Origin of the sequence: Mycobacterium liflandii (genome assembly GCF_022354805.1) — a bacterium.
Lineage (GTDB): Bacteria > Actinomycetota > Actinomycetes > Mycobacteriales > Mycobacteriaceae > Mycobacterium > Mycobacterium marinum.
In genome coordinates this window covers 3,908,225-3,935,025 of record NZ_CP023138.1, presented here as the reverse complement: position 1 = coordinate 3,935,025, position 26,801 = coordinate 3,908,225, and the positions used below count along the sequence as shown (strand labels likewise).

At 64.3% G+C, this 26,801-nt stretch carries 16 protein-coding genes and 5 pseudogenes; 20 read left to right on the top strand and 1 reads right to left on the bottom strand.

The genetic code is table 11. The features are described 5' to 3' along the window. Positions 1-104: 104 nt before the first annotated feature. Positions 105-890 (top strand): TrmH family RNA methyltransferase, encoded by a 786-nt coding sequence (locus tag CKW46_RS17535; RefSeq protein WP_036427376.1) that lies wholly within the window; start codon positions 105-107, stop codon positions 888-890. Positions 891-893: 3 nt separating this feature from the next. Here CKW46_RS17535 and CKW46_RS17530 read toward each other — a convergent pair whose 3' ends face one another. Further along, positions 894-1,934 carry an oxygenase MpaB family protein gene (locus CKW46_RS17530; RefSeq protein ID WP_117437518.1) on the bottom strand — a complete coding sequence of 347 codons (1,041 nt, stop codon included), beginning with the start codon at positions 1,932-1,934 and terminating at the stop codon, positions 894-896. Between the two features lie 353 nt (positions 1,935-2,287). On the opposite strand from CKW46_RS17530, the pseudogene CKW46_RS17525 reads away from it, so the two are divergent. From CKW46_RS17525 to CKW46_RS17435, 19 genes and pseudogenes are all read left to right on the top strand, one after another. Next, a pseudogene (locus tag CKW46_RS17525) lies at positions 2,288-3,230 on the top strand (PE family protein). Between the two features lie 110 nt (positions 3,231-3,340). Beyond that, on the top strand, positions 3,341-4,252 hold the full coding sequence (locus CKW46_RS17520; RefSeq protein ID WP_482052201.1) for an adenylate/guanylate cyclase domain-containing protein: 912 nt from the start codon (positions 3,341-3,343) through the stop codon (positions 4,250-4,252). A 9-nt stretch (positions 4,253-4,261) separates the two neighbouring features. Continuing rightward, on the top strand, positions 4,262-5,044 hold the full coding sequence (locus tag CKW46_RS17515; RefSeq protein ID WP_015355968.1) for a rhomboid-like protein: 783 nt from the start codon (positions 4,262-4,264) through the stop codon (positions 5,042-5,044). A gap of 257 nt (positions 5,045-5,301) precedes the next feature. After that, complete coding sequence (pheS, locus tag CKW46_RS17510) at positions 5,302-6,345, top strand: phenylalanine--tRNA ligase subunit alpha (RefSeq protein WP_015355967.1); 1,044 nt, start codon at positions 5,302-5,304, stop codon at positions 6,343-6,345. After that, a complete protein-coding gene (gene pheT, locus CKW46_RS17505) occupies positions 6,345-8,834 on the top strand; it encodes a phenylalanine--tRNA ligase subunit beta (RefSeq protein ID WP_482052200.1) in 2,490 nt (829 codons plus the stop codon). Before pheS ends, pheT begins: the two co-directional genes overlap by 1 nt. A 235-nt stretch (positions 8,835-9,069) precedes the next feature. Then, a pseudogene (locus tag CKW46_RS17500) lies at positions 9,070-9,138 on the top strand (hypothetical protein); the annotation flags it as partial. A gap of 7 nt (positions 9,139-9,145) precedes the next feature. After that, a pseudogene (locus CKW46_RS17495) lies at positions 9,146-9,286 on the top strand (PE family protein); the annotation flags it as partial. A gap of 18 nt (positions 9,287-9,304) precedes the next feature. Continuing rightward, positions 9,305-10,930 carry a PE family protein gene (locus CKW46_RS17490; protein ID WP_482053507.1) on the top strand — a complete coding sequence of 542 codons (1,626 nt, stop codon included), beginning with the start codon at positions 9,305-9,307 and terminating at the stop codon, positions 10,928-10,930. 293 nt (positions 10,931-11,223) lie between these two features. Next, on the top strand, positions 11,224-11,865 hold the full coding sequence (locus CKW46_RS17485) for a PE family protein (RefSeq protein WP_482052199.1): 642 nt from the start codon (positions 11,224-11,226) through the stop codon (positions 11,863-11,865). After that, on the top strand, positions 11,819-12,895 hold the full coding sequence (locus tag CKW46_RS17480; RefSeq protein ID WP_499018043.1) for a hypothetical protein: 1,077 nt from the start codon (positions 11,819-11,821) through the stop codon (positions 12,893-12,895). Before CKW46_RS17485 ends, CKW46_RS17480 begins: the two co-directional genes overlap by 47 nt. 256 nt (positions 12,896-13,151) lie before the next feature. Next, complete coding sequence (locus tag CKW46_RS17475; RefSeq protein ID WP_482052197.1) at positions 13,152-14,996, top strand: PE family protein; 1,845 nt, start codon at positions 13,152-13,154, stop codon at positions 14,994-14,996. 522 nt (positions 14,997-15,518) lie between these two features. After that, a pseudogene (locus CKW46_RS17470) lies at positions 15,519-16,722 on the top strand (ISAs1-like element IS2404/ISMul1 family transposase). 596 nt (positions 16,723-17,318) lie between these two features. Continuing rightward, positions 17,319-20,870, top strand: a complete 3,552-nt coding sequence (locus tag CKW46_RS17465; protein ID WP_482052196.1) for a PE domain-containing protein — start codon at positions 17,319-17,321, stop codon at positions 20,868-20,870. Between the two features lie 91 nt (positions 20,871-20,961). Beyond that, positions 20,962-22,014 carry an N-acetyl-gamma-glutamyl-phosphate reductase gene (gene argC / locus CKW46_RS17460; protein WP_012394204.1) on the top strand — a complete coding sequence of 351 codons (1,053 nt, stop codon included), beginning with the start codon at positions 20,962-20,964 and terminating at the stop codon, positions 22,012-22,014. Positions 22,015-22,086: 72 nt separating this feature from the next. Beyond that, positions 22,087-23,301, top strand: coding sequence for a bifunctional glutamate N-acetyltransferase/amino-acid acetyltransferase ArgJ (gene argJ, locus CKW46_RS17455; RefSeq protein ID WP_015355962.1), 1,215 nt, complete (start codon positions 22,087-22,089; stop codon positions 23,299-23,301). Then, a complete protein-coding gene (argB, locus tag CKW46_RS17450; RefSeq protein ID WP_015355961.1) occupies positions 23,298-24,179 on the top strand; it encodes an acetylglutamate kinase in 882 nt (293 codons plus the stop codon). Before argJ ends, argB begins: the two co-directional genes overlap by 4 nt. Beyond that, positions 24,176-25,365, top strand: a pseudogene (locus CKW46_RS17445) (acetylornithine transaminase). The gene argB and the pseudogene CKW46_RS17445 overlap by 4 nt, the downstream one beginning before the upstream one ends. Beyond that, positions 25,362-26,288 (top strand): ornithine carbamoyltransferase, encoded by a 927-nt coding sequence (gene argF / locus CKW46_RS17440; protein ID WP_015355959.1) that lies wholly within the window; start codon positions 25,362-25,364, stop codon positions 26,286-26,288. The pseudogene CKW46_RS17445 and the gene argF overlap by 4 nt, the downstream one beginning before the upstream one ends. Then, positions 26,285-26,785 carry an arginine repressor gene (locus tag CKW46_RS17435; protein WP_015355958.1) on the top strand — a complete coding sequence of 167 codons (501 nt, stop codon included), beginning with the start codon at positions 26,285-26,287 and terminating at the stop codon, positions 26,783-26,785. The genes argF and CKW46_RS17435 overlap by 4 nt, the downstream gene beginning before the upstream one ends. Positions 26,786-26,801: the final 16 nt, after the last annotated feature.

Genomic DNA, 26,801 nt, shown 5'->3' with positions numbered 1-26,801 from the left:
GGCTGTGCCCGGCCCGACGAGGAGCCGGGCACTTTCGTCGCTATCCGGCGACCGCGTATGCCGTGCACGAATCTGAGCGGAGCCGGCCCACCGGCCCCGCTCAGATTCTCACCGAGCGCTCGGCCAGGGTTTCGGCAGCGGCAAAATTGCAGCGCCACGTGGGGCGTCGCCGCACGAGCCGCTTTCTCGCCGAAGGGCCTAACCTCGTCGAGGCCGCGGCGGCGCGCGGGCTGATCCGCGAGCTGTATGTCACCGAGGCCGCCGAGCAACGGCACGAGCCGCTGCTAGCCCGGCAGGATGCGCCGGTCTATGTGGTGACAGAGCGTGCCGCAAAGGCTTTGTCCGACACCGTTACCCCAAGCGGCCTCGTTGCCGTCTGCGAAATGCCGACGACCGGATTGGCGGAGGTACTCAGCGGTGCGCCGCGGCTGGTTGCGGTGGCCGTCGAGATCGGCGAGCCGGGCAACGCGGGCACACTCATCCGCATTGCCGATGCCATGGGGGCCAACGCGGTGGTTCTGGCCGGCAACAGTGTCGATCCCTATAACGGGAAGTGTTTGCGCGCATCGGCCGGCAGCATCTTTGCGATTCCCGTCATCGTCGCGCCTGACACCAGCGCAGCGCTTGGTGCGTTACGTGGGGCCGGTCTACAGGTGCTGGCCAGCGTGCTAGACGGTGAGAAGTCCCTCGACGACATCGACCAACTGCTCGAAGCTCCCACCGCGTGGCTGTTCGGCCCGGAAGCACACGGATTGTCGGCCGAGGTCGCTGCTGCGGCGCATCACCGCGTCCGCATTCCGATGTCTGGGGGAGCGGAGAGCCTCAACGTGGCCGCGGCCGCGGCCATTTGTCTGTATCAGAGCGCCCGGGCATTGAGCAGCGATCGCTGATTCCTAGGCCGCGGTCGTGGTGCGACTCCGACCGCGAGCGGGCCGCAGCCCGGCGATCGAGAGGGTGCTGTGGACCAGCGATCCCGCCCGTTCGAGCAATACCTTGGCCGGGTGGGCGCGTGGCGGGAAGTAATGCATGGGCAGGCCACGGCGATCCGATAGAGGCGCCATGAAACTGGGCGCCTCGACCAGTGGAGCGTCACGTTTGACTCGTCCCTCAGCCCGTCGGTAGGCGGCCAGCGCCCGGGGGTGTAGCCGGATCTCATCGGGCACCGCCAGAAACGCCAGCTCGACGGCCTTGCCGAACAATCGCAACAACACCTCGTAGCCCTGGGTCCAGTGCATGCCCGCCTTCTCACGGACGGCCGGCTCGAACAGGCCGGCGGCAATCCAGCGCTGACCGGCCACCAGCGGTCGGAACAGCTGGTCCCAGATGCCTGTGGGCATGAGTACGAACTTCGGCTTGGGGATGCGCATATTGAAAATGTCGAGGGTGGCCTGATTGATCTCGAGTTCGTCGCGGCCCACCCGCTCCCAGAAATCCTGAAAGTCTTCCCACGTCTCGGGTACCGGGCGCATGCTCATCCCATACATCCGGTACCACTGCACGTGCTCGTCGAACAACTTGCGCTTCTCGGCCTCGGTCAAGCCACCGCAGAAGTATTCGGCCACCTTGACCACCAGCATGAAGAACGTGGCATGTGCCCAGTAGAAGGTTTCCGGATTGAGTGCGTGGTAGCGACGTCCATCGGCGTCCACGCCCTTGATGGTTCGGTGATAACCCTTGATCTGCTGTCCGGTCTGAGCGGCGCGGTCGCCGTCGTAGACAACACCCATGATGGGGTAGACCGACCGGGCCACCCGCTGCAGTGGCTCGCGGAGCAGGATCGAGTGTTCCGTGACGCCAGCGCCCAGCTCGGGATACATGTTTTGGATCGCGCCGATCCACACGCCCATCATCCCGGTGCGCAGGTCGCTGAAGTACTTCCAGGTCAGCGAGTCTGGCCCGAGCGGGTTGGCCGCTGGCGGAGAGGTGGCTGTCATCACGGCCTCCATGCGTTCAATTTGCGCTCACGATAGGCGGTGACAACGCACGTTGTCTACGGTTTCGGCGGATATCCGGCGATGGTGTTACCGAGTGTCCACAGTGGTGTAGCAACGGCGTGATCAGCCTGTTTGTTGTCCAGAAATTCGGTCCCGGCCGCTCCCGTGAGGGCCGCTGACTGGCGGTTGGGGCGGCACCTGAACCGTGGCTGGCCGACATCGCGGGTAGCGGAAATCCGGCCTCGGGGAGAGCTCCCAAGAAATTGTTATAAACAGGACGTTTGCTCGGCTGTACACTAACTTTCGCGGGGTTTAGCTGGTGAATCTTTTGGTCAATCAAGGGAGACAGAGCTATGTCGTTTCTGAACGTGGCGCCCGAAATGGTGGCCGCAGCGGCCGACAATGTGGAAAGCATTGGCTCGGCCCTAACTGCGGCCCAGGCTGCTGCCGCGGCACCGACGATCGAGCTTGTCGCACCCGCGGCCGATGGAGTTTCGATAGCCGTCACCGCTGCATTTGGGTCGGCCGCCGAGGAGTTCCAGGAGCTGGGCGCCCAGGCAGCCGCGTTTCATGAGCAGATCGTCGCCCTGTTGAACACCGCCGCAGCCGCGTATGCCGGCGCCGAAGTCACTGCCAAGCAGGCGTTACTCGGTGTGGTCAATGGGCCAGCCCAGGCGCTACTGGGGCACTCATTGGTTGGGCCGACCGCAGGCGGCTACACCGCCGCCGCGGCCGACGGGACCAGCGGTGGCGTTGTCGGCGCGTTGCTCGGTGACCCACTGTTGGGCGTGCCGTTCAGCGCTCCCTACAGCTTCGATACTCCATTCGGTCCGGTGGCCCGGACGCTGAACGGGACAGCCTCGCCACTGGGAGAAGTCGTCATCGACTCGGGATCGCTCAACGTCCCCCTCCCGCTCCGGCTCGGGGTGAACGCGCTCGGCCCGGCGATCACCACGGCGGCTGCGCTGCAGGCCAGCGGCACGGCATTTTCGGGCGCGGTGCAAAGTGGGGACCTGCTAGGGGCGGCCGGTGCCCTGCTGACAGCTCCCGGCAGCGCGGTGAACGGCTTCCTGTTCGGCCAAACCGCAATATCGCAGATGGTTCCCGCGCCGGACGGGTCTGGATACACGTCGGTGGATGTCAGTGTCCCGGTTGGGGTCTGCTGGCTCCCACCAGCGTCGCTACGCTCACGTTGACACCGACTAGTGGTGCGCGCCGACCGCCATTCTCTTGGACGGAAGCAAGTTTGGTGGCCTGATCACGGGCCTCTTGGATGACTTCGTGCCCGGTTTCTAGACGTGTCCAACGCCTCAGATCCACGGTGATCTGGGCGTTTGTTCGGAGGGTGTGGCACACCCGCTTGGCCGTCGTTGCCTGGGTCAGCCACCACCACCTACCCTTGCGAGGTGGAAGTCGGCGCTGACAACGGGGATCCCGGCGTGCCCGATGAGACGGCGATCACGCTGGCTGCGACTGCCCCGCGTCGACGCTCTCCGGTCGAGTGGCTGAGATCCACGAACCACAGTCCTGGTGTGGTGGCTTTCGTCCGACGAGCGCGGCGATTATTGCCCGGCGATCCTGAGTTCGGTGATCCGCTATCCACCGCCGGTGACGGCGGTCCCCGTGCCGCGGCGCGGGCCGCCGACCGGCTGCTGGGGGATCGCGATGCCGCATCGCGGGAGGTCAGCCTGAGTGTGCTTCAGGTGTGGCAGGCGTTCACCGAGGCGGTTTCGCGCCGGCCGGCGAATGCGGAGGTGACGCTGGTCTTCACCGATTTGGTGGGTTTCTCGACGTGGTCGCTGCAAGCCGGCGACGACGCGGCCCTGAAATTGCTGCGGCAGGTGGCGCGGGCCGTCGAGCCGCCGTTATTGGATGCCGGTGGACATATCGTCAAGCGCTTGGGTGACGGGATCATGGCGGTGTTCCGCAACCCCACCGTCGCGGTGCGTGCCGTCCTGATTGCTCAAGATGCCGTGAAAGCTGTTGAAGTGGAGGGCTATACGCCGCGAATGCGAGTCGGTATCCACACCGGCCGACCGCAGCGGCTGGCGGCTGACTGGCTCGGAGTCGACGTCAACATCGCAGCTCGGGTGATGGAACGCGCTACCAAGGGCGGCGTCATGATCTCGAGCCCCACCCTGGACTTGATCCCACAAAGCGAGTTGGATGCCATGCGCGTCGTCGCCAAGCGGGCACGCAGGCCGATGTTTGCCAGCAAGCTAACCGGGATTCCGCCGGACTTGGCGATTTATCGCCTCACCACTCGTAAAGACCTGACAACTATTGGTGACACCGCGGACACAGATTTGCAGGCATAGTAGAAGGCAATGACTTACGCGATTCAGTGGATTTTCGCCATCGTGTGCCGGCTCGCGCGGGTCCGCTTCACGGTCAGCTACCTAGCGGCGCTCGCCTCGGTGAGCATCGCAATGCTGATGCTTGGTCCGCAGGCTCACGAGCGAGTGATTCGCCATGCCAGCACCAACCTGCACAATCTGGCGCATGGCCGCTTGGCAACCCTGTGGAACAGCGCCTTCGTCATCGACGAGGGTCCGCTCTACTTCTGGCTCCCGTGCCTGGCCTGTCTGCTCGCCCTTGCCGAGCTCCACTTGCGCACCGCGCGGCTTACCGTCGCGTTTTTCGTCGGCCATCTAGGGGCGACGCTACTAGTAGCGGCGACGCTTGCCGGTGCGGTCGAGTTCGGTTGGTTGCCCGTTTCGATCGCCCACGTCAGCGACGTCGGTATGAGCTACGGCGCGCTGGCGGTGTTGGGGGCGCTTACCGCGGCAATTTCGCGACGGTGGCGGCCGGCGTGGATTGGCTGGTGGGTTGCCCTGGGCTTGGCGGCTGCGGTCGCCGGCGGCGATTTCACCGACTCGGGTCATGCCGTTTCGTTGTTGCTTGGCATGCTGGTGACCGCGCGCTTCAGGCACCCGATTCGCTGGACTCCCGCGCGCTACGCGTTACTGATGGTCTCGTCGGGGTTCGGTTTCCTGCTATTGGCACATACCCGCTGGACATCGGCGAGTGGGGTGGCGCTGGGGGCGGTGGGTGCGTTGGTCGCATACGGCTTGGCGCGCTGGACAACGATGCGGGTCGCGTCGGCTTAGGCGCAGCGCCGACCGGTAGTGAATGTCTGGGTACAGTGGGGTTCGCTGAAGCGAACCGATCATGACTTATGATCGGCATCTGCGTCGTACCCGTGCCGTGACCCCACCCCGCGATGACGTGGGTCCTTTGAGGACCCACTTGTTGGACGGGGGACGGACTGAGGTGGGTGGCCCCCTGCGGGGTACAAGCACCACTCCCGTGCGGGGGGAAGCCAGGCAGCTATACCCAACCTCGTCAGCAAGGAGAGTGTCGCCGCGTGGGTGATCAACCCGTCGACCTTTCGCCGCAAGGATTGGCGAACGTAGTCAAACTTGCCCATCAGGCCTTTGCTTCGGCCGACAACCTGGAGGCATTGGCACGCGCCAAGACCGAGCACCTCGGCGACCGCTCGCCGCTGGCGCTGGCCCGCCAATCCTTGGGCACGCTTCCCAAAGAACAGCGCGCGGACGCCGGTAAGGCGGTGAACCTCGCTCGCGGTGACGCGCAGTGCAGCTATGACGAACGGTTGGCGGTCCTGCGGGCCGAACGTGACGCGGCCGTGTTGGTGGCCGAGCGCATTGACGTCACATTGCCGTCGACCCGGCAGCCGACCGGCGCGCGGCACCCGATCACGATATTGGCCGAGCACATCGCCGACACCTTCATCGCGATGGGATGGGAGCTGGCGGAAGGGCCGGAGGTCGAGACCGAGCAGTTCAACTTCGATGCTCTGAACTTTCCGCCTGATCACCCCGCGCGCAGCGAACAAGACACCTTCTACATCGCGCCGGAGGATTCTCGGCAGTTGCTGCGGACCCATACCTCGCCGGTGCAGGTACGGACCTTGCTGGAGCGCGAGTTGCCGGTCTACATCATTTCAATCGGCCGGACATTCCGAACCGACGAGCTCGATGCCACCCACACGCCGGTGTTCCATCAGGTAGAGGGTCTTGCCGTGGACCGTGGGCTGACCATGGCGCACCTACGCGGAACGCTGGATGCCTTTGCCCGCTCGGAATTCGGGCCACTGGCGCGCACCCGAATTCGGCCGCACTTTTTCCCATTCACCGAACCCTCCGCCGAGGTCGATGTATGGTTTGCCAACAAGAAGGGCGGAGCTGACTGGGTGGAATGGGGCGGCTGCGGAATGGTGCATCCAAACGTGTTGCGGGCCGCGGGAATTGATCCAGAAGTGTATTCAGGATTTGCATTCGGTATGGGTCTTGAGCGAACGCTGCAGTTCCGCAATGGAATTCCAGACATGAGGGACATGGTTGAAGGCGACGTCCGGTTCTCGTTGCCGTTCGGGGTTGGTGCCTGATGCGTGTCCCTTATAGCTGGCTGCGTGAGGTTGTTGCGGCCGGTGCGCCGGGGTGGGATGTCTCGCCGGAGGAGCTCGAGCAGGCGCTGGTGCGCATCGGCCACGAAGTCGAAGCGGTGACTTCGGTGGGACCTGTGACCGGGCCGTTGACCGTTGGCCGCGTGATCGAGATTGAAGAGCTCTCCGGGTTCAAGAAGCCGATCCGTGCCTGTAGTGTCGACTTCGGTGAGGGCGAGGGCCGCGAGATTGTTTGTGGCGCAACCAACTTTGCGGTTGGTGACCTGGTCGTAGGGGCCCTGCCCGGCACCATCTTGCCCAGTGGATTCGAGATCGTCGTCCGCAAGACCTATGGCCGCAAATCAAAGGGGATGATGTGCTCGGCGGCCGAACTCGGTCTGGGGGCTGAGCATTCCGGGATCCTGGTGTTGCCGCCCGGAACCGCCCAGCCTGGGGCAGCGGCCGCCGACATCCTGGGTTTTGATGACGTGGTCTTCCATCTGGCCATCACCCCCGACCGTGGTTATTGCATGTCGATCCGCGGTTTGGCCCGTGAGATCGCGTGCGCATTCGACCTGGACTTTGTCGATCCCGCCGATGTCGCACCGTTACCGGCCGAGGGCGAAGCATGGCCGTTGAACGTGCACCCCGAGACCGGCGTGCGCCGGTTTGCGCTGCGTCCCGTCACCGGCATCGACCCGGGTGCTGTGTCGCCATGGTGGCTGCAACGCCGGCTGTTGATGTGCGGTATGCGCGTGACCTCGCCGGCAGTGGATGTGACCAACTACGTGATGCTGGAACTGGGTCACCCGATGCATGCGCACGACCGCAACCGGATCAGCGGGGCGTTCAGTGTGCGCTTTGCCTGGCCCGGGGAAACCGTGGTCACTCTCGACGATGTGGAACGCCGGCTCGATCCCACCGACGTGCTGATCGTCGACGAGGTCGCGACCACCGCGATCGGGGGCGTCATGGGCGCGGCCAGCACCGAGGTGCGCGGCGATTCCACCGATGTGCTGCTCGAGGCGGCGATATGGGACGCCGCCGCGGTATCACGCACGCAGCGGCGACTGCACTTGCCCAGTGAGGCGGCGCGCCGGTACGAACGGTCGGTTGACCCCGCAGTTTCGGTGGCCGCTCTGGATCGCTGTGCGGCGCTGCTCGCCGACATCGCCGGGGGAGCGGTGTCGCCGACGCTGACTGACTGGCGGGGTGACCCGCCGCGCGATGACTGGTCGCCACCACCGATCCGGATCGACGCTGACCTGCCGGATCGGTTTGCGGGAGTGGTCTACGGCCCGGGCACAACAGCCCGGCGGCTGGCCCAGATCGGTGCTGAGGTGCTTGTCGATGACCAGGCGGCGTTGACCGTGACACCGCCAAGTTGGCGACCGGACCTTCAGCAGCCCGCTGACCTCGTTGAGGAAGTGATGCGGTTGGAGGGGCTCGAGGCTATTCCCTCGGTGCTGCCCTCCGCGCCAGCGGGTCGCGGGCTGACCGCTGGCCAGCGGCGCCGCCGCGCGATCGGAAAGTCGCTGGCACTGTCCGGATTCACCGAGATCCTGCCGACGCCTTTTCTGCCCGCCGGCGTATTTGACCTGTGGGGGCTGGCCGCCGACGATCCGCGACGGGCGACGACAAATGTTGTCAATCCATTGGAGGCCGACCGTCCCCAGCTGGCCACGACATTGCTTCCCGCGCTGCTTGAGGCACTGGGGCGCAACGTCTCCCGGGGTCTGGCAGATGTCGCGCTCTACGCCGTGGCGCAGGTGGTCCAGCCAACTGATCAGACTCGCGGCATCGAGCTAATTCCCGTGCACCGCCGGCCCACCGACGGGGAGATTGCCGCGCTGGATGCGTCCCTGCCCCGCCAACCACAGCACGTCGCTGCGGTGCTGACTGGCCTACGTGAACCGCGGGGACCGTGGGGCCCGGGTCGCGCCGTCGAGGCCGCCGACGCCTTCGAAGCGGTGCGTATCATCGCGCGCGCCAGCGCCGTCGACGTGATGCTGCGGGCCACGCAACACCTGCCGTGGCATCCGGGGCGATGCGCGGAGGTGCTCGTCGGTGAAGCCGTCGTCGGTCACGCCGGCCAGCTGCATCCCGCGGTGATCGAACGGGCCGGCCTGCCGAAGGGCACCTGCGCGCTCCAGCTAAATCTCGACGCGATACCCATTGTCGAAACGCTGCCAGCACCGCGGGTTTCACCCTTTCCCGCGGTGTTCCAGGATCTCAGCCTGGTGGTGGCCGCCGACGTCTCGGCACAGATGGTCGCCGATGCCGTCCGAGACGGTGCCGGAGATCTGCTGGAGGATCTGCAGCTGTTCGACGTCTTTACCGGCCCGCAAATCGGGGACGACCGAAAATCGTTGACCTTCGCGCTGCGGTTCCGCGCACCGGATCGCACGCTGACCGAAGACGACGCGAGCGCGGCACGCGACGCCGCGGTGCAATGCGCTGCCCAGCGAGTCGGCGCCGTGTTGCGCAGCTGAACGATTGACCAGGCGTCGGGTGACCCGGCCACATCCACCCGAGCCGGGGGCACTTTCGTGCCGATTCGCCACGGCCCCCGCACCGGTGCCTTCTGATTCCGCACGCTCCTGTCCGGTTCCGTAGTGAATGCTGTCAGTTCGCTTCGACTTTCGCGCACGTCGCCGTTGCCGCACTAGTTTTGTTCCTGCCTGGTGACCAGCGGTCATCGTCGCAGCGGAGCGAGAGGCAAGCGATATGTCGTTTGTGAATGTGGTGCCAAACACGGTGGCGGCCGCGGCGGGCGATTTGGCGAGCATTCGCTCGGCGCTCAGTGAGGCCACTGCGGCGGCGGGGCCGACGACTGACGTGCTGGCCTGCCGGCGGCGACGAGGTATCGACGGCGATCTCGCAGCTATTTGGCGCCCACGGCCAGGAATTCCAGGTCGTGAGCGCCCAACTGAGGGGATTTCACGACCAGCTGGTGAGGTTGATGCGGGCTGGTGCGGCTGCCTATGCCAGCGTCGAGGCCACCGCGCAACAAGACTTGTCCATGGCCGAGCAGGGGCTGGTGAACGCGGTCAACGCGCCTGCCCAGGCGCTGTTGGGGCACCCGATAATCGGCACCGGCGGATCCGGCAGTCAGTCCGCGACCACGGGAACATCGACCTCGGGCGTGACGAGCGGTTCGGTCGCGTCCGGCTCGGCAGCCGGTTCTGTTTCGTCCGGTGCGACCGCTGGCACTGTCTCGGCCGGTGCGACGGATGGTGCGGTTACCTCCGGCACTACCGCCTCGTCGTCCGACGGGACGACTGTGTCCGCGGGTGGCGTCGCTGCAACTGACCCCGGCTCCGATGGTGGTGTCGCGGTGAGTGACCCCGGCTCGGATGGCGGTGTCGCGGTGAGTGGGTCTGGTTCCGGCAGCGGCGTTGCGGTGGGCGGCACAGACACGCCAGGGACATCCGCGCCGGCTCCTGTCACCCCAAACACATTCGGCGACGTCGTCGCCGCGCCGTATCAGACGCTGATCTCCAATACGGTCACCAACCTGCAAAGTCTCGACGGCGCCTGGGCGGCCAATCCGGCGCCGTTCCTACATCAGCTGATCGCCAACCAGATGGGCTACGCGCAGACTGCCGCGACTGCGCTGCAAAGCTCAGTCAGCAATTTGCCCGCGGCGTTGGCGCACTTGCCGGCCGATATCCAGCTCGGTACCCACTCCCTAATGGCCGCTGACCCGGGCGCGTTCCTACACTCGCTGGTCACCAATCAGCTCGGCTACGCCCAGACGATCAGCACGGCACTGCAAAGCGCTGCCCATGACTTTGGTACCGGAGCGGCGGCATTGCCGGCGGGTTATCAGGCGGCCTTCCAAGACTTCATGGCCGGCAACGTCAGTGGCGCGGCCGACCATCTCGAATCGGGTTTGGCAAACCTGTTCATCACGGGTCTTGACGTGACTGCCGGTTCGGATGCCGTCCTGAGCATCACTCCGACGGGGACAGTTGGAGACCTCTTGCCGATCTTGGGCATTCCTGGGCAGATGGCGCAGAACTTCACCAACCTGCTGCCAGCCGGATCGGTACCGGAACTGGTATCGCAGAACTTCACCAACATCGTCAACGCCGCCACAAACACGGCCGTTACCTCAACGCTGACCCTCGTCGTAGATCCGAGCAGCCCCACCGGTATCGGGGTGGCCATCGACGCCACTATGGGTTTGCCGTTGGCGTTAGGAGTTGAAGCCCTCGGCGGACCTGTCGATGCGATTGATGCGTTTGGTACCAGCGCGACAGCGTTCGTCACTGCGGCGCAAAGCGGAAACGTCTTGGCGGCGACCGCCGCAGTGCTGGATGCTCCTGCTGTCGTTGCGAATGGCTTGCTCAACGGTCAGTCCACATTCCCGTTGACGATCGACGCATTGGGCATCCCAACGACGCTGAATCTGCCGATGGACGGAATTCTTGTGCCGGCCGGCCCCTACACCGCGACCATTCCGGATCTTGGCGTCACGGCCACCGTCAATGGAACACCGCTTGGCGGCGTTGCACCGGGGCTCCTGACCTTGCTGCCCGAACAGCTTGCCGAGGCGATCGGCGCAAGCCCAGTCACTGACTGAGCTTGCCGCGACGCCCGATCATCGGCGGTGCCGCCAATCTGTCCTTCGTCCTCGCGGGCGCGCCGACCAGCCGTTGAGGTGTTCGCCGTTTGCTTTGACGTGAGTGGGTTCACCTCGCCCCATTTCGTGGGTATCGGACTCCCACAGGATCTGGCCCGGAGCGGAGGGGTCATATCTTAGGGCGCGAGAACAAATTCATCAGTTTTCCAGCGGGTTAATACAGTGCCCTATTAGTCTCGACCTGCCTTGGTGATTATCGGGAGGTCGCCACGGCGGGGCGAGAGGAGCCAAGGATGTCGTTTCTACTTGTGCAGCCGGAGATGGTCAGGGCGGCCACGGAAAGCCTTACGGCAATCCGCTCCGCGTTAGGCGAAGTCAGTGCGGCAGTCGCGGGTCCCACGACCGCGGTGGTGGCCGCCGCCGGTGACGAGGTGTCGGCGGCGATCTCTCAAGTGTTCGGTGCCTATGGGCAGGAATTTCAAGCGCTCAATGCCCAAGCGGCGGCGTTTCAAGCCGAGTTCGAGGGTTTGCTGAGTGGCGGCGCTGCGGCATATGTCAGCGCCGAGGCGTTGAACTCTTCGGTCTTCGGGCCGCCGATGCAGGAATTGCTCAAGGTGGTCAATGCGCCGACGCAAATGCTGCTGGGACGGTCGCTGATCGCCGACGGGGCCAACGCGACGGTGGCCGGCGGCGATGGCAGGCCCGGTGGAATCTTGATGGGCAAGGGCGGCGACGGGGCGCCCGGCGGCCCCGGTCAGCCCGGCGGTAACGGCGGGGCCGCTGGCTTGATCGGTACCGGCGGTGCCGGAGGCAAGGGAGCGCCGTCTATGCCCGGCGGGCTCGGGGGCCGCGGCGGGTTGCTGTGGGGCGACGGCGGCAAGGGCGGCGATGGCGGTGCTCCGGTGTATGATAGCCTGGGGCTATTTGCTTGCTGAAGCCGGTACTGGCGGCGCGGGCGGCTTGCCGGGAATATTCGGTGGGCTGCCGGGAGTTGCGGGCGCCTGGGGCGGTGAGGTGCCTACCGCGCCTGCGGCCCCGATGGCTCTGTCGGCGGCGGCGAGCAGCCCCGCTGCAGTCGGCGGTGCCTACCAGACCCTATTCGACAACACGTGGACCAACCTGCAAGCCATCGGCGCCACCTGGAATGCCGATCCGGCGCCCTTCCTGAGTCAATTCATCGCCAACCAACAGACCTACGCCAATACGGTGTTTACGTCCTTGTCGAACTCGGTCCAAGACTTCGGGGCGGGATTGGTGGCGTTGCCGGCGGCCTACCAGGGGGCCTTCCAAGCACTCATGACCGGCAATGTCAGTGGAGCGGTCGAGATCCTGGGGAAGGGCTACCTCGGTTTGGTCTTTAACGGCTTCGATTACACCAATGTGCCAGTTGTTACCGCGCAGGGCGCCTTGGGCGATCTCCTGCCCATGACCACCATCCCCGGTCAGATTTCGCAGAACATGACCAACGTGCTGCAGACGGTTACCGACACATCGATCATGGCCAACATCTCCTTGTTGAACCCATCGTTCACCACTGGTTTTCCTCTGACGCTTGCTCTTGATGCGCTGGGGGCGCCGATCGTCACCGGTCAGGCAGCTTTGCAAAGTGCGACGACCTTTATTGATGCGGTCCAGGCTGGCGATGTCGCGGGGGCATTCGGTGCCATTGTTGATGCGCCTGCCGTCATCGCCAACGGGTTCCTCAATGGCGAAGGGACGATAACGCTGGATCTGCCGACCTACCTGTCGCCCATTTCTGGAACAGAGTCGTTGACGTCAGCGATCCCGATTGGTGGGATTTTGACTCCGCTGCAGCCTGTGGAGTCGACCATAGTGTTCCGGGTGCTCCCGCATACGCCGCCGGTCACTCAACATATAACCCTCGGTGGTACGGAGTTTGGAGGCCTCATCCCTGGCCTGCAGAGCGCGTCCGCGCAGCTAGCGGATGCGATCAAGCTCAGCTAGTAGATGACGCGAACCTGTCCGTGTGGGCCTCGATGCACGGTCAGGCGCGACGTGGTGGTCGGCTCCGGCGGTGACGGTGTCGCGTTGACTGAGAGCCGCAACCACGGCCATCCGGTTGTCTTGGCATGCCTCGAACAGATTCGTGGCTCCAATCTCCTGCGGCCAATTCTTCGCCTAACAGGTTTGGGGCTGACACCCTCTGGGTACCCGCGCCCTGCGCCGTGCGTCACGCGTTGGGCAACGAGGGGAGCTGACTATGTCGTTCGTGATCGCTGATCCGGAGATGGTGACGGCAGCGGCGGCAGATTTGGCGGGCATCCGCTCGACGCTCGGGGCGGCCGCAGAGGCGGCCGCAGGGCCAACAACCGGCGTGGCGGCTGCGGCCGCCGATGAGGTATCGGCGGCCATCGCGCACCTCTTCGGTGCGTATGGGCAGGAATTTCAGGCTCTCAACGGCCGAGCGGCAGCGTTTCATGCCGAGCTCGTGCGCTTGTTGAACGGTGGCGCTGCAAGCTATCTGAGTGCCGAGGTCGTCAACGTCGAAGCATTGCTCGGCCAATCGCTGAACGGCGGTGCGGCCGCTGCCGCCGATCCTCTCAGCGGGCTTCTGGGATCGATCCTCGGCACTAGCTCAGGAGGTAGCGGAAGCGTTGGCGGGATCCTCGGTGGTAGCGGGGGGCTGTTGGACCCGATCCTGTTCGGGGGCACTGGTGGGCTCCTTGGCCCGCTGGTGGGGGGCAATGGCGTGCTGACTTCGCTCGTCGGCTCCGGACCTTTGGGCCCGTTCTTCAACGGTGTCGGAGGGGAGATCGGCGTCGTCACATCCGCTCTGATCGGCGGCGACGGCGCCGTGTTGCTGTCTGATCAGATCGGCGGCATCACGGGCGCCCTCACTAGTCTGCCCGGATTGAGCGGCCTGCAGACATTGCTACCGGGTCTGTTCCCGTCCTCCGGGGACACAACCACAACACCTGCGCCTGGCGGTGCCTGGCAGCAACTCTTTGAGCACACCAGCTCGAACCTGAATGCCCTCGGCACAGCATGGTCTGAAGACCCATTCCCGTTGCTGCGTCAGGTGATCGCCAATCAGCAGGGCTATGCGTACACGCTCGGGCAGGATCTCAGCCTCGCGATCCAGAACCTACCCACTGAGCTGGCACACCTGCCGGAAAATATCGAGACCGGGATCCAGGGATTTCTAGCTTTCAACCCCGGCCTCTACGCTCAGCAGTTCGTCGCCGGCACGATGAACGACTTCCACACGATCGGCACGTCGCTCTCGGAAGCGGGTCAGGACCTTCAGATCGGGCTGGCCGGCTTCCCGGCCGACATGCAGCCAGCCTACGAGGCGTTCGCGGCCGGCAACTACAACCTGGCGGTCAACGACGCGACGAAGGCCTTGCTCAATGTCTTCATCACCGGATTCGATACCAGCAACTTGAACGACATCAGATTGCTGGGGCCGGTAGCGGACCTGTTCCCGATCCTGGCCCTCCCCGGGCAGGATGTTCAGGGCTTCAGCAACCTGTTGCCTGCCGGCTCGATTCCCGCGCAGATGACTCACAACCTCGCCAACGTGCTCAATGCGCTTACCGATACCAGCATTTCGACGACGATCTCCGGAACCTTGGATCCGCCCGCACTTGTACTCGACGCCAACTTCGGTCTGCCGTTGTCGATCCTCTTCGGTGTCGCGGGCGCGCCGGTTGCGGGTCTCGACGGACTGGCCACCGCCGGGACAACGATTGGCACTGGCGTAGCAACCGGGAACCCGTTCATGGTGGTCGGTGGCCTAATCGACGCGCCGGCGGTCGTCTTGGACGGCTTCCTCAATGGCGAAACGATTGTCGACATGTCGTTGCCGGTGACCTTCGATGTGCCAGTCCTCGGGCCGCTAAACATACCGGTCGTCATTCACCTTCCCTTCCAAGGGCTTTTGGTTCCGCCGCATCCGATTACAGCGACGGTGCCGCTGGAGATTCTTGGGGTCGACATCCCAATCAACCTGACGCTCGGTGGCACCCAATTCGGGGGGCTGGTGCCCACGCTGGTGAACTACACGTCCCGGCACCTGGCCAACGCAATAACGCCCGCCGCGTAGTGCCCCCGGCGCCGCCGAAACCTGCAGGTGCTTGCCGGTGATCGTCACTGGCGCGTAAGTCGCTCGGAGCAAATGATTCTGCTCATTCCAATCTCACAGGGTGTGCAGTCGTGGGTCACTTGGCAATGGCTTGATGTGTCCCAGCGAACCTGGGTGACCTGCCTGCTTTGCGCGCAATTGTGGGATAGCGGCCGATCATTTGGGGCCACAGAAATCGTGGGTCGTTTTGGCGTGTCCCGCGCCGCTGCAAGCCGGGAAAAGATGCATAATTTTCGCCGCCGATTCATCGGGTTGCCGAAGGGCTGGCTAGCGGATTGATGCCCGCCTTCGTCATGTGTGGAATAACGGCCTTGCGGTGCAAATCCGAAGGAGGATTGGGCAGGGCTCCGGCGTTGTTGATTAGCAGGCTTGTGAGCTGGGTTGATGATCTTTGGTGCCGCGCTATTGGGGCCTGAGTGTAGGCACGGGCTATCTGGAGAACGATCGAGTTGGTTACTGTTCGTCGTTGGTCTGGAGTTGCCCGTGCCTACCGTTTCAGTATTGCCTGTGTCGTCGGTTCCAGAGGTGTTCGACCGCTGGAGTCCTGGTGAGCGTAGCGAGCTCATCGGATCGGAGTTTCTCGGTGTGTTGGTCTCGGTGCCGGACCCGAGGGACCCACGCGGTCGGAGGTATTCGCTGATGGCTTTGTTGGCGATCGCGGTTCTGGCCACTGCCGCGGGGATGCGCGGCTATGCTGTTTTTGCCACATGGGCGGCCACCGCTCCCGATGATGTGTTGGCCTAATTAGGGGTCCGGTTCCGGCGGCCCAGTGAGAAGACCTTCCGCGCTGTTTTGTCTCGGCTAGACCCCGCCGACCTCAACGCCAGGATGGGCAGTTACTTCACTGCACACGTGGCCAGCAGCGACCCCAGTGGATTGGTGCCGATCGCGTTGGACGGCAAGATGCTGCGTGGTGCCTTTACGCGCCAAAGCGACAGCCACGCATCTCGTGTCGGTGTTCGCCTACCGTGCCCGATTGGTGCTCGGTCAACTCGCTGTCGCCGAGAAAAGCAATGAAATTCCCTGCGTACGTGCCCTGCTCACGCTGCTGCTGGGTAGCTTGCGGTGGCTGGTCACTGTGGATGCGATGCATACCCAGGTCGTCACCGCGAAGTTGATCTGCGCCACCTTGAAGTCGCACTACCTGATGATCGTCAAGTCCAACCAAGCCAAAATACTTGCGCGTATCACCGCGCTGCCCTGGGCCGAGGTGCCCGCAGCCGCTACCGACGACTCCCGCGGCCACGGCCGTGTCGAGACCCGCACCCTGCAAATCATCACCGCTGTACGAGGAATCGGCTTCCCCTACGCAAAACAAATCATCCGGATCACTCGTGAACGCTTGATCACCGCCACCGACCAGCGCAGCGTGGAGGTGGTCTATGCCATCTGCAGCCTGCCGTTCGAGCACGCCCGCCCTACCGCGATCATGACCTGGATGCGTCAACACTGGGGAATCGAGAACAGCCTGCACTGGATACGCGACGTCACCTTCGACGAAGACCGTCAAAGGGCACATACCGGAAACGGCGCACAGGTCCTAGCAACGCTACGCAACACCGCGATCAATCTGCACCGCCTCAACGGCGCCGACAACATCACCGAAGCCTGCCGGATCACCGCTTTGACCGCCAACCGCCGCCTAGACCTCCTCAATCCACAATTCCCCAGCTCACAAGCCTGCTAATCAACAACGCCGGAGCCCTGGAGGATTGGGGAACTTGCGGAAAGGGTATTCCCCATAGACTTTTCGACCTTCGGGGTGATCTTCCGTGGCAACGGCCAAGGCCTCGTGACGGCCGCTTGTTGGTACGAGGGCTCCGTTGGGGCGCCCAAAAGTGTTCCGCTGCAACGGTAGAACATCTGACATGGGCGTGGTCGGGAGCCCTGGACGGCGGGGTAGGCGTCCGGGTGGGCGGCTTACGAACTCATCGCCTGGTCGCCCGGTGAAGGCTTTGTCGGGTGAAGTCGGTGTCGCTGAACATTCGCGAAATTTACTCTGCTGCAATTAATTAGCGGCGGCCAAACTATGTGTTGGGGCTGCGGCATCCAGATCTTGATAAAACTCCTGACGGCAGGCAACAGAAGTCGATACCCGGCTTCCGGTGAAATCTGGCCCGGGGTGAAGTCGTTTCGTCAATCAGATTGCCTGGGGTTGGATTCGGACAGGTGAAAACGATGGTTTTCTTGTGTAGTTCTGCCACAGCGGATTACGTTTCTTCTGCCGATGAGATCGGGCCTCTTCGGATCACAGACCGTTCATTCTGCGTGGGGATGATGAACATGTCTTTTGTGACCGCTGTGCCCGAGCTCGTCGAGTCGGCAGCCCAGGACTTGGCAGGAATCCGTTCAGCACTGGTGGAGGCCGCTCAGGCAGTAGCAGTGCCGCCCACCGCACTGGCGGCCGCGGGAGAAGATGAGGTATCCGCTGCAATAGCAGCGCTATTCGGCACTTTTGGCCAGGAATATCAAGCAGTCAGTGCACAAGCGGCGTCGTTCCACGAGTCTTTCGTCAGGGTGTTGAGCGGTGCTGCGGCCTCGTACGTGGAAGCTGAGGTAGCCAACGGTGCTGCCCTGCTCGCGGGCGAAAGTGCCGCCGCTGCAGTCAGCGGCGGATTTAGCGGTGGGCTGACGGCCGGACTTAGCGCGGAGTTGGCTCTTCAAGCGGCGAACTCCCTCGCGACAGCTTTCGGCTCCGGAGTTTCCGGTCTTGCGCTGCAGACCGGTGGTGCGCTTGTGTCCGGTCTTGGGACCGGTCTGGTTCAAACCGGCGAGGTCATCGTGTCGGCTGGCCCGGCCTTGCAGAACCTCGGTTCGTTCATGGCGGGCGCTGGTGCTGGGTTGAGCGCTCAAGCCAGGGCGGCCCTCACCCAGGCAATGAATTTGGGTGGCTCACTGAGCGCACAGCTTGGGGCTTCCCTGTCGGGCAACTTCAACCTCGCTCTGCCGGAACTGATCGCGGGATTCAATAATGGGCTGACTGGGCTGATTCAAACCGGCCAGACCATCACGACCAGCCTGATCGGTAGCGCCGGCAGCGGCCTTGGTGCGCTTTTCCAAACCGGCGGAACCGTGCTTACCAACTTCGGGAGCGCCTTGCCCGAATTCGCCGCTCAGCTAAGCGGTGCGATCTCGGCGACCGTTGGCAGCAGCCTGCCCGGCCTCGTCGGTGCGTTCGATAGCGGATTCACCGGCCTGGTCCAGGCGGGCCAGTCCTTGGCGACAAACCTGGCCGGCAGTGTGGGCGGCGGTCTGGATGCGCTCATCCAGACCGGAGAGACCCTGGCAGGCGGCTTGACGGCCAGCCTTAGCGCTCCCGTATTGGCGGCCCAGTTGTCGGCGGCGTTGCAGGCTAGCTTCGGTACGTCGCTGCCAGAGTTGGTTGCTGCATTTACCGGTGGATTGAACGGGCTGGTGCAGGCGGGTCGAACGTTGGCCGCGAATGTGGCGGGCAACTTTGGTGGCGGCCTGAGTGGGTTGTTGGAGGCCGGGCAGGTGTTGATGGCCAACCTGGCAGGTGGGTTTAGTCTGCCGGCGTTGGCGGCCCAGATTAGTGCGGCGTTGCAGGCTAGCTTCGGTGCGTCGTTGCCGGAGGCGGTGGCGGCGTTCACGGGTGGGTTGAACGGGTTGGTGCAGGCGGGGCAAACGTTGGCGGCCAACTTGGTTGGCGGGTTTAGCTTGCCGACGCTGGCCGCTGAGTTGTCGGCGGCGTTGCAGGCGAGCTTCGGTGCGTCGTTGCCGGAGGTGGTGGCGGCGTTTACCGGTGGGTTGAACGGGCTGGTGCAGGCGGGCCAAAGCCTGGCGGCGAATCTGGCGGGCAGCCTTGGTGGCGGGTTTAACGCGTTGGTCGAAGTTGGTCAGGCGTTGGCTGCCAACCTGGTTGGTGGGTTTAGTCTGCCGGCGTTGGCGGCCCAGATTAGTGCGGCGTTGCAGGCTAGCTTCGGTGCGTCGTTGCCGGAGGTGGTGGCGGCGTTTACCGGTGGGTTGAACGGGCTGGTGCAGGCGGGCCAAAGCCTGGCGGCGAATCTGGCGGGCAGCCTTGGTGGCGGGTTTAACGCGTTGATTGAAGTTGGTCAGGCGTTGGCTGCCAACCTGGTTGGTGGGTTTAGTCTGCCGGCGTTGGCGGCCCAGATTAGTGCGGCGTTGCAGGCTAGCTTCGGTGCGTCGTTGCCGGAGGTGGTGGCGGCGTTTACCGGTGGGTTGAACGGGCTGGTGCAGGCGGGCCAAAGCCTGGCGGCGAATCTGGCGGGCAGCCTTGGTGGCGGGTTTAACGCGTTGATTGAAGTTGGTCAGGCGTTGGCTGCCAACCTGGTTGGCGGGTTCAGTCTCCCGACACTGGCGGCCCAGATTAGCGCGGCGTTGCAGGCTAGCTTCGGTGCGTCGTTCCCGGAGGCGGTGGCGGCGTTTACCGGTGGGTTGAACGGGCTGGTGCAGGCGGGCCAAACGTTGGCGGCCAACCTGGCGGGCAGTTTTGGCGGTGGCCTGAGTGGGTTGTTGGAGGCCGGGCAGGTGTTGATGGCCAACCTGGTTGGCGGGTTCAGTCTGCCGACGCTGGCCGCTGAGTTGTCGGCGGCGTTGCAGGCGAGCTTCGGTGCGTCGTTCCCGGAGGTGGTGGCGGCGTTTACCGGTGGGTTGAACGGGCTGGTGCAGGCGGGCCAAACGTTGGCGGCCAACCTGGCGGGCAGCCTTGGTGGCGGGTTTAACGCGTTGATTGAAGTGGGTCAGGCGTTGGCTGCCAACCTGGTTGGCGGGTTCAGTCTCCCGACGCTGGCCGCTGAGTTGTCGGCGGCGTTGCAGGCGAGCTTCGGTGCGTCGTTCCCGGAGGTGGTGGCGGCGTTTACCGGTGGGTTGAACGGGCTGGTGCAGGCGGGCCAAACGTTAGCGGCCAACCTGGCGGGCAGCCTTGGTGGCGGGTTTAACGCGTTGATTGAAGTGGGTCAGGCGTTGGCTGCCAACCTGGTTGGCGGTTTCAGCTTGCCGACGCTGGCGGCCCAGATCAGCGCGGCGTTGCAGGCCAGTCTTGGCACCTCATTCCCCGAGCTGATGGCCGGATTCACCGGTGGCTTCACCGGCTTGCTCCAAACTGGACAATCTCTGGCGGGAAACCTCGTGGATAGCTTTGGCGGCGGACTGGATGCGCTAATCCAGACAGGTCAGAACGTCGCGGCCAATCTTGTCGGCGCCTTCAACGCACCGGCACTGCTAGCCGGATTGAATAGCGGGTTGAACGGATTAGTCCAGACCGGCGCGTCGCTGGCTGGGAACCTGGCGGGAGCCTTTGGTGCAGGCCTGCCGGAGCTTGCTACCCAGCTGTCGGCTGCGTTGTCGGCCAGCCTAAGCGGTGACCTGTCGGCGGAGTTGAGCGCCGCGCTGACGGCGAGCCTTGCCAACACGGCGTCGGGGCTGTTGTCAGGCCTGGCGCAGACCGGTGCAAACCTGGCAGGGGGGATCGGGGGAGGACTGTTAGGTCTGATTGGCACCGGCGAAACCTTGGCGAGCAGCCTCGCAGGAGGTGTTTCCGGCTTGCTGGGCACGGGCGAATCGCTGCTGATGATCTGGCAAAACGCCACGGCAGAGGTGACCGGTGCGCTCAGCGATGCTGTGGTTGCCAGCATCGGTGTTGGTCTGCCCGGGCTGTCACAGGCCGCGGTCACCCTGTCGACAGGCATCGCCAACGCCAGCGTTGGCCTGACCCAGACCGGAGGCGTCATCGTGAGTGCCCTGGATAACGCAGCTCTTGGAATCACCGGAGACATCAGTGCTGCATTGGCCAATCTTCAACTCGCCATCCAGGCGGCGTTGAACGCGAGTTTCGGAGTTCAGGTCGCTGCCTAGCTGGTGCTGACTACCCTTGAGCTAAGTCGTGGTCGCGACACAGGCCAGAATGGATTTGCGAAATATTGCATAACCATGCAAAATCCTCGAAATGGCCCACGCGACCGATGCAATCAGGGTGGCCGTAGCGGGTGCCAGCGGCTATGCAGGCGGTGAGATCCTTCGCCTTCTGCTGGGGCATCCCGCCTACACCTCGGGACGGCTGACGATCGGGGCGGTGACCGCAGCGGCCAGCGCGGGAAGCGTCCTCGCGGAGCACCATCCGCATCTGTTGCCGCTGGCCCAGCGGATCCTCGAGCCCACCGAGCTCGAGGTGCTCCGCGGACATGACGTGGTATTCCTCGCTTTGCCGCACGGGCATTCGGCGGCGCTGGCCGATCAACTCGGCCCAGAAACTCTGATCATCGACTGTGGGGCCGATTTTCGGCTCACCGATGCGGCGGCTTGGGAGCGGTTCTATGGGTCAGCGCATTCCGGCAGCTGGCCCTACGGACTACCCGAATTGCCGGGTGCTCGGGAGCGGTTGCGTGACACCCGCCGCATAGCGGTTCCGGGTTGCTACCCGACCGCGGCGCTGCTCGCACTGCTGCCCGCGGTGGCCGAGGGCCTCATCGATCCGGCCGTGACGGTGGTCGCCGTTAGCGGTACCTCGGGGGCTGGCCGGGCCGCCAAGACCGACCTGCTCGGCTCGGAAGTCATCGGGTCGGCCCGGGCCTACAACATCGCGGGTGCGCACCGGCATACTCCCGAGATCGCACAAGGCTTGCGCGCGGTCACCGACCGAGACGTCACCGTTTCGTTTACACCGGTTCTTATCCCGACCTCACGTGGCATTCTGGCAACCTGTACCGCGCGTACCCGCTCGCCGATCGCTCGGTTACGGTCAGCCTACGAAAAAGCCTATGAGGCAGAACCTTTTATCTATTTGATGCCGGAGGGTCAGTTGCCCCGCACTGGTGCCGTGATTGGCAGCAACGCGGCGCACATAGCGGTCGCTGTGGATGAAGAAGCCGAGACCTTTGTTGCGATTGCCGCAATCGACAACCTGGTCAAGGGCACTGCCGGGGCCGCCGTGCAGTCGATGAACCTGGCGCTGGGCTGGCCGGAGACAGAAGGGCTCTCAGTGGTCGGGGTGGCGCCATGAACGGCTTCGACGACCAGTTGCCGAGTGACCGGGAGCAAGGACTACCGCCTGGCAGCGGGGAGAGTGACACACATGACTGAAGTTGTCAGCGCCGGGCGGCTGTTGCGTAGTCAAGGCATTACTGCCCCGGCGGGTTTCCGGGCTGCAGGCATCGCGGCTGGGATCAAGGCGTCGGGTGCTCGTGACCTCGCGCTGGTATTCAATGAAGGCCCCGACTACTCAGCCGCCGGCGTGTTCACCCGGAACCAGGTCAAGGCCGCACCGGTGTTATGGACGCAGCAGGCGCTAACGACTGGGCAGCTACGTGCGGTGATCCTCAATTCCGGTGGTGCAAACGCCTGTACTGGCCCCGGCGGCTTCCAGGACACGCACGCCACGGCAGAGGCCGTCGCGGCCGCGTTGTCGGACTGGGGAACAGAGACCGGCGCAGTTGAGGTCGCGGTCTGCTCGACCGGGCTGATCGGCGACCGCCTGCCGATGGACAAGGTGCTTGCCGGTGTCGAACACATCGTGCATGAGCTGCATGGCGGCCTGCACGGCGGCGACGACGCTGCCCACGCCATCATGACCACTGACACCGTCGCCAAACAAGTTGCGCTACATCATCAGAGCAAATGGACTGTCGGTGGGATGGTCAAAGGAGCGGGCATGCTGGCCCCCTCGCTTGCGACCATGCTTTGTGTGCTCACCACCGACGCGGTCGCGAGTTCGGCGGCACTCGAGCAGGCGCTGCGTAGGGCAACCGCGCGTACGTTCGACCGGCTCGACATCGACGGCAGCTGCTCGACCAATGACACGGTGCTCTTGCTGGCATCGGGTGCCAGCGAAATAGCGCCGTCGCAAGCAGATCTCGATGAGGCGGTACTACGAGTTTGCGATGACCTCTGTGCTCAACTGCAGGCTGATGCCGAAGGCGTCACCAAGCGCGTCACCGTCACCGTGAAGGGCGCCGCCACAGAAGAGGACGCACTGATCGCCGCGCGGGTGATCGCTCGTGACAGCTTGGTCAAGACCGCGCTGTTCGGATCCGACCCGAACTGGGGGAGAGTTCTGGCAGCGGTCGGGATGGCCCCCATCACCCTCGACCCCAATCGAATCAGCTTGCTATTCAATGGCTCTGCCGTCTGCATCGACGGCGTTGGTGCCCCGGGCGCGCGTGAGGTGGACCTCTCGGCCACCGATACCTATGTCACCGTCGAACTTGGCGTCGGCGATGCTCACGCGGCAATCCGAACCACCGATCTGTCCCACGCCTACGTTGAAGAGAATTCGGCATACAGCTCATGACGATTGAAACGTTGTCCACCCAGGCCAAGGCCCAAGTGCTGGCCGAAGCGTTGCCCTGGCTCAAGCAGTTGCACGGCAGGGTTGTCGTTATCAAGTACGGCGGCAACGCGATGACCGACGACACATTGCGGCAAGCATTCGCTGCCGACATGGCTTTCCTGCGAAACTGCGGAATTCATCCGGTGGTGGTGCACGGTGGTGGGCCACAGATCACCGCCATGCTTGGCAAGCTCGGGATCGAGGGTGACTTCAAAGGCGGATTCCGGGTCACCACACCGGAAGTCCTCGACGTGGCGCGGATGGTGTTGTTCGGACAGGTCGGTCGCGAATTGGTCAACTTGATCAACGCGCACGGGCCCTATGCGGTGGGGGTCACCGGTGAAGACGCACAGCTGTTCACCGCAGTGCGGCGCAGTGTGAACGTCGACGGTGTCGCTACCGACATCGGCCTGGTCGGTGACGTCGACCATGTCAATGCCGCGGCGCTGATGGATCTCATCGCCGCACATAGGATTCCGGTCATTTCAACACTGGCTCCGGACGCCGAAGGCGTGGTGCACAACATCAACGCGGACACCGCCGCCGCCGCCCTCGCGGAAGCCCTTGGAGCCGAGAAACTTCTGATGCTTACCGATGTGGAAGGCCTCTATACCAGCTGGCCCGACCGGGATTCATTGGTCAGAGAAATCGACACGGCGGCTTTGGAGCAGTTATTGCCCAGGCTGGAGGCGGGCATGATCCCCAAGGTCGAAGCATGTCTGCGGGCGGTCACCGGTGGGGTGCCCAGCGCGCACGTCATCGACGGGCGTGTTGAACATTGCGTGCTGGTCGAGCTGTTCACCAATGCGGGGACCGGCACCAAGGTGGTGTCCGCATGACGCATACCGAAGACACGCGGGCCCGATGGGAAGCCGTGATGATGAACAACTACGGCACCCCGCCCGTGGCATTGGCCAGTGGCGAAGGCGCGGTAGTTACCGACGTCGACGGTAAGAACTACGTCGACCTGCTGGGCGGCATCGCGGTCAACATACTCGGCCATCGCCACCCCGCCGTCATTGAGGCGGTGACTCAGCAGATGTCGACGTTGGGCCACACCTCCAACTTGTATGCCATCGAGCCCACCATCGCGCTCGCCGAAGAATTGGTCACGCTGCTGGGCGCTGAAGCGCCGGCGCGGGTGTTCTTCTGCAACTCTGGGACCGAGGCCAACGAGGCTGCGTTCAAGCTGTCTCGGCTTACCGGTCGTACGAAACTTGTTGCTGCGCAAGAGGGTTTTCACGGCAGGACGATGGGATCGTTGGCGCTCACCGGACAGCCGGCCAAGCAAGCGCCGTTCGAGCCGTTGCCCGGCTACGTTACTCACGTCCCCTATGGGGATATCGACGCGTTGGCCGCCGCCGTCGACGACGAGACTGCCGCCGTGTTCCTCGAGCCCATCATGGGGGAGAGTGGTGTCGTCGTGCCGCCGGAGGGCTACCTGCTGGCGGCTCGCGAGATCACCGCACGCCACGGCGCGCTGTTGGTGCTCGACGAGGTGCAGACCGGAATCGGCCGCACCGGAGCCTTCTACGCGCACCAGCATGACGGCATTACTCCCGATGTCGTGACACTGGCCAAGGGGCTAGGGGAGGATTGCCCATTGGGGCGTGTCTGGCCATTGGCCCAGCGGCGGAGTTGCTGACACCGGGGTTGCACGGCAGTACGTTCGGCGGCAACCCGGTTTGTGCCGCGGCGGCGTTGGCGGTGCTGCGGGTAGTGGCCTCCGAAGGTCTGGTGCGCCGCGCCGAAACGCTAGGCAAAACATTCAAACAGGGCGTCGAGTCGTTGAGCCATCCGTTGATCGACCATGTGCGCGGGCGCGGATTGCTCTTGGGCATTGTGCTGGCAGGCCCGCACGCCAAGGCGGCGGAGGTGGCCGCGCGCGAAGTCGGCTACCTGGTAAATGGCGCTGCGCCCAACGTTGTCCGGCTCGCGCCACCATTGGTCATTACCGAACCCCAGCTCGAAGGCTTTGTCGCCGCGCTGCCGGGAATCTTGGACAACGCGGGAGCATCAGCATGATCCGACACTTTCTGCGTGATGACGACTTGTCGCCTGCCGAGCAGGCCGAAGTTCTGCAGCTGGCGGCCGAATTGAAGCGGGAACCGTTCAGCCGCCGTCCCCTGGACGGGCCGCGGGGAGTGGCGGTGATCTTCGACAAGAATTCCACCCGCACCCGCTTCTCCTTTGAGATGGGTATCGCCCAGTTGGGTGGGCATGCAGTGGTTGTCGACGGTCGCAGCACCCAGCTGGGCCGCGAGGAGACCCTGCCAGACACCGCAAAAGTGTTGTCTCGCTTTGTTGATGCCATTGTTTGGCGCACCTTCGGCCAGGATCGCCTGCAGGCTATGGCTTCCACCGCGACGGTGCCCGTGGTCAATGCGCTGTCCGACGAGTTCCACCCCTGCCAGGTGCTGGCCGATTTGCAGACCATCACGGAACGTCGGGGCTCCTTGAAAGGCTTGCGGTTGTCCTACTTTGGTGACGGCGCCAACAACATGGCGCATTCACTGATGTTGGGCGGGGTCACCGCGGGCATGCATGTGACAGTTGCCGCTCCCGACGGATTTCACCCCGACCCGTCGGTCGTTGGCGCCGCGGAGCAGCGTGCCGAGACGACCGGTGCCTCGGTGCGGCTCACCGCTGACGCCCACGTGGCCGCGGCCGGCGCCGATGTCCTGGTCACCGATACCTGGACGTCGATGGGCCAGGAAGACGACGGGCTCGACCGCGTCAAGCCCTTCCGTCCATTCCAGGTGAACGAGCAGCTGCTGGCGGCGGCCGATTCCGAAGTCGTTGTGCTGCACTGTCTTCCGGCGCATCGAGGCGACGAGATCACCGACCAGGTGATGGACGGTCCGGCCAGCGCGGTGTGGGACGAGGCGGAGAATCGGCTGCATGCGCAGAAGGCGCTGCTGGTGTGGTTGTTGGAGCGGGGGCGATGAACGGCGCCAAACAAGCACCCGAGATCAGTGTCAATCGCGCTGGTCGGCAGGCCCGAATCGTGGCGATTTTGTCCACGGAGTCGGTGAGCAGTCAAAGTGAATTGGCCGCGTTGCTAGCGGTCCAGGGGATCGAGGCGACCCAGGCTACGTTGTCTCGTGATCTCGAAGAGCTCGGCGCGGTGAAGCTGCGCGGCGCCGATGGCGGGGTGGGTGTCTACGTGGTGCCAGAAGACGGTAGCCCGGTGCGCGGGGTGACTGGGGGCACCGGACGGCTGGCGCGGCTGCTGGGTGAGCTGCTGGTGTCCTCCGATGCCAGCGCCAACCTCGCGGTGCTGCGCACCCCGCCCGGCGGGGCGCACTACTTGGCCAGCGCAATCGATCGTGCGGCGCTACCGTACGTGGTCGGCACCATTGCCGGCGATGACACTGTGTTCGTGGCTGCTCGTGAGCCGATGGCCGGGGCCGAGTTGGCAATCGCCTTGGAAAAATTGAAGTAGGACCTGAAATACACTG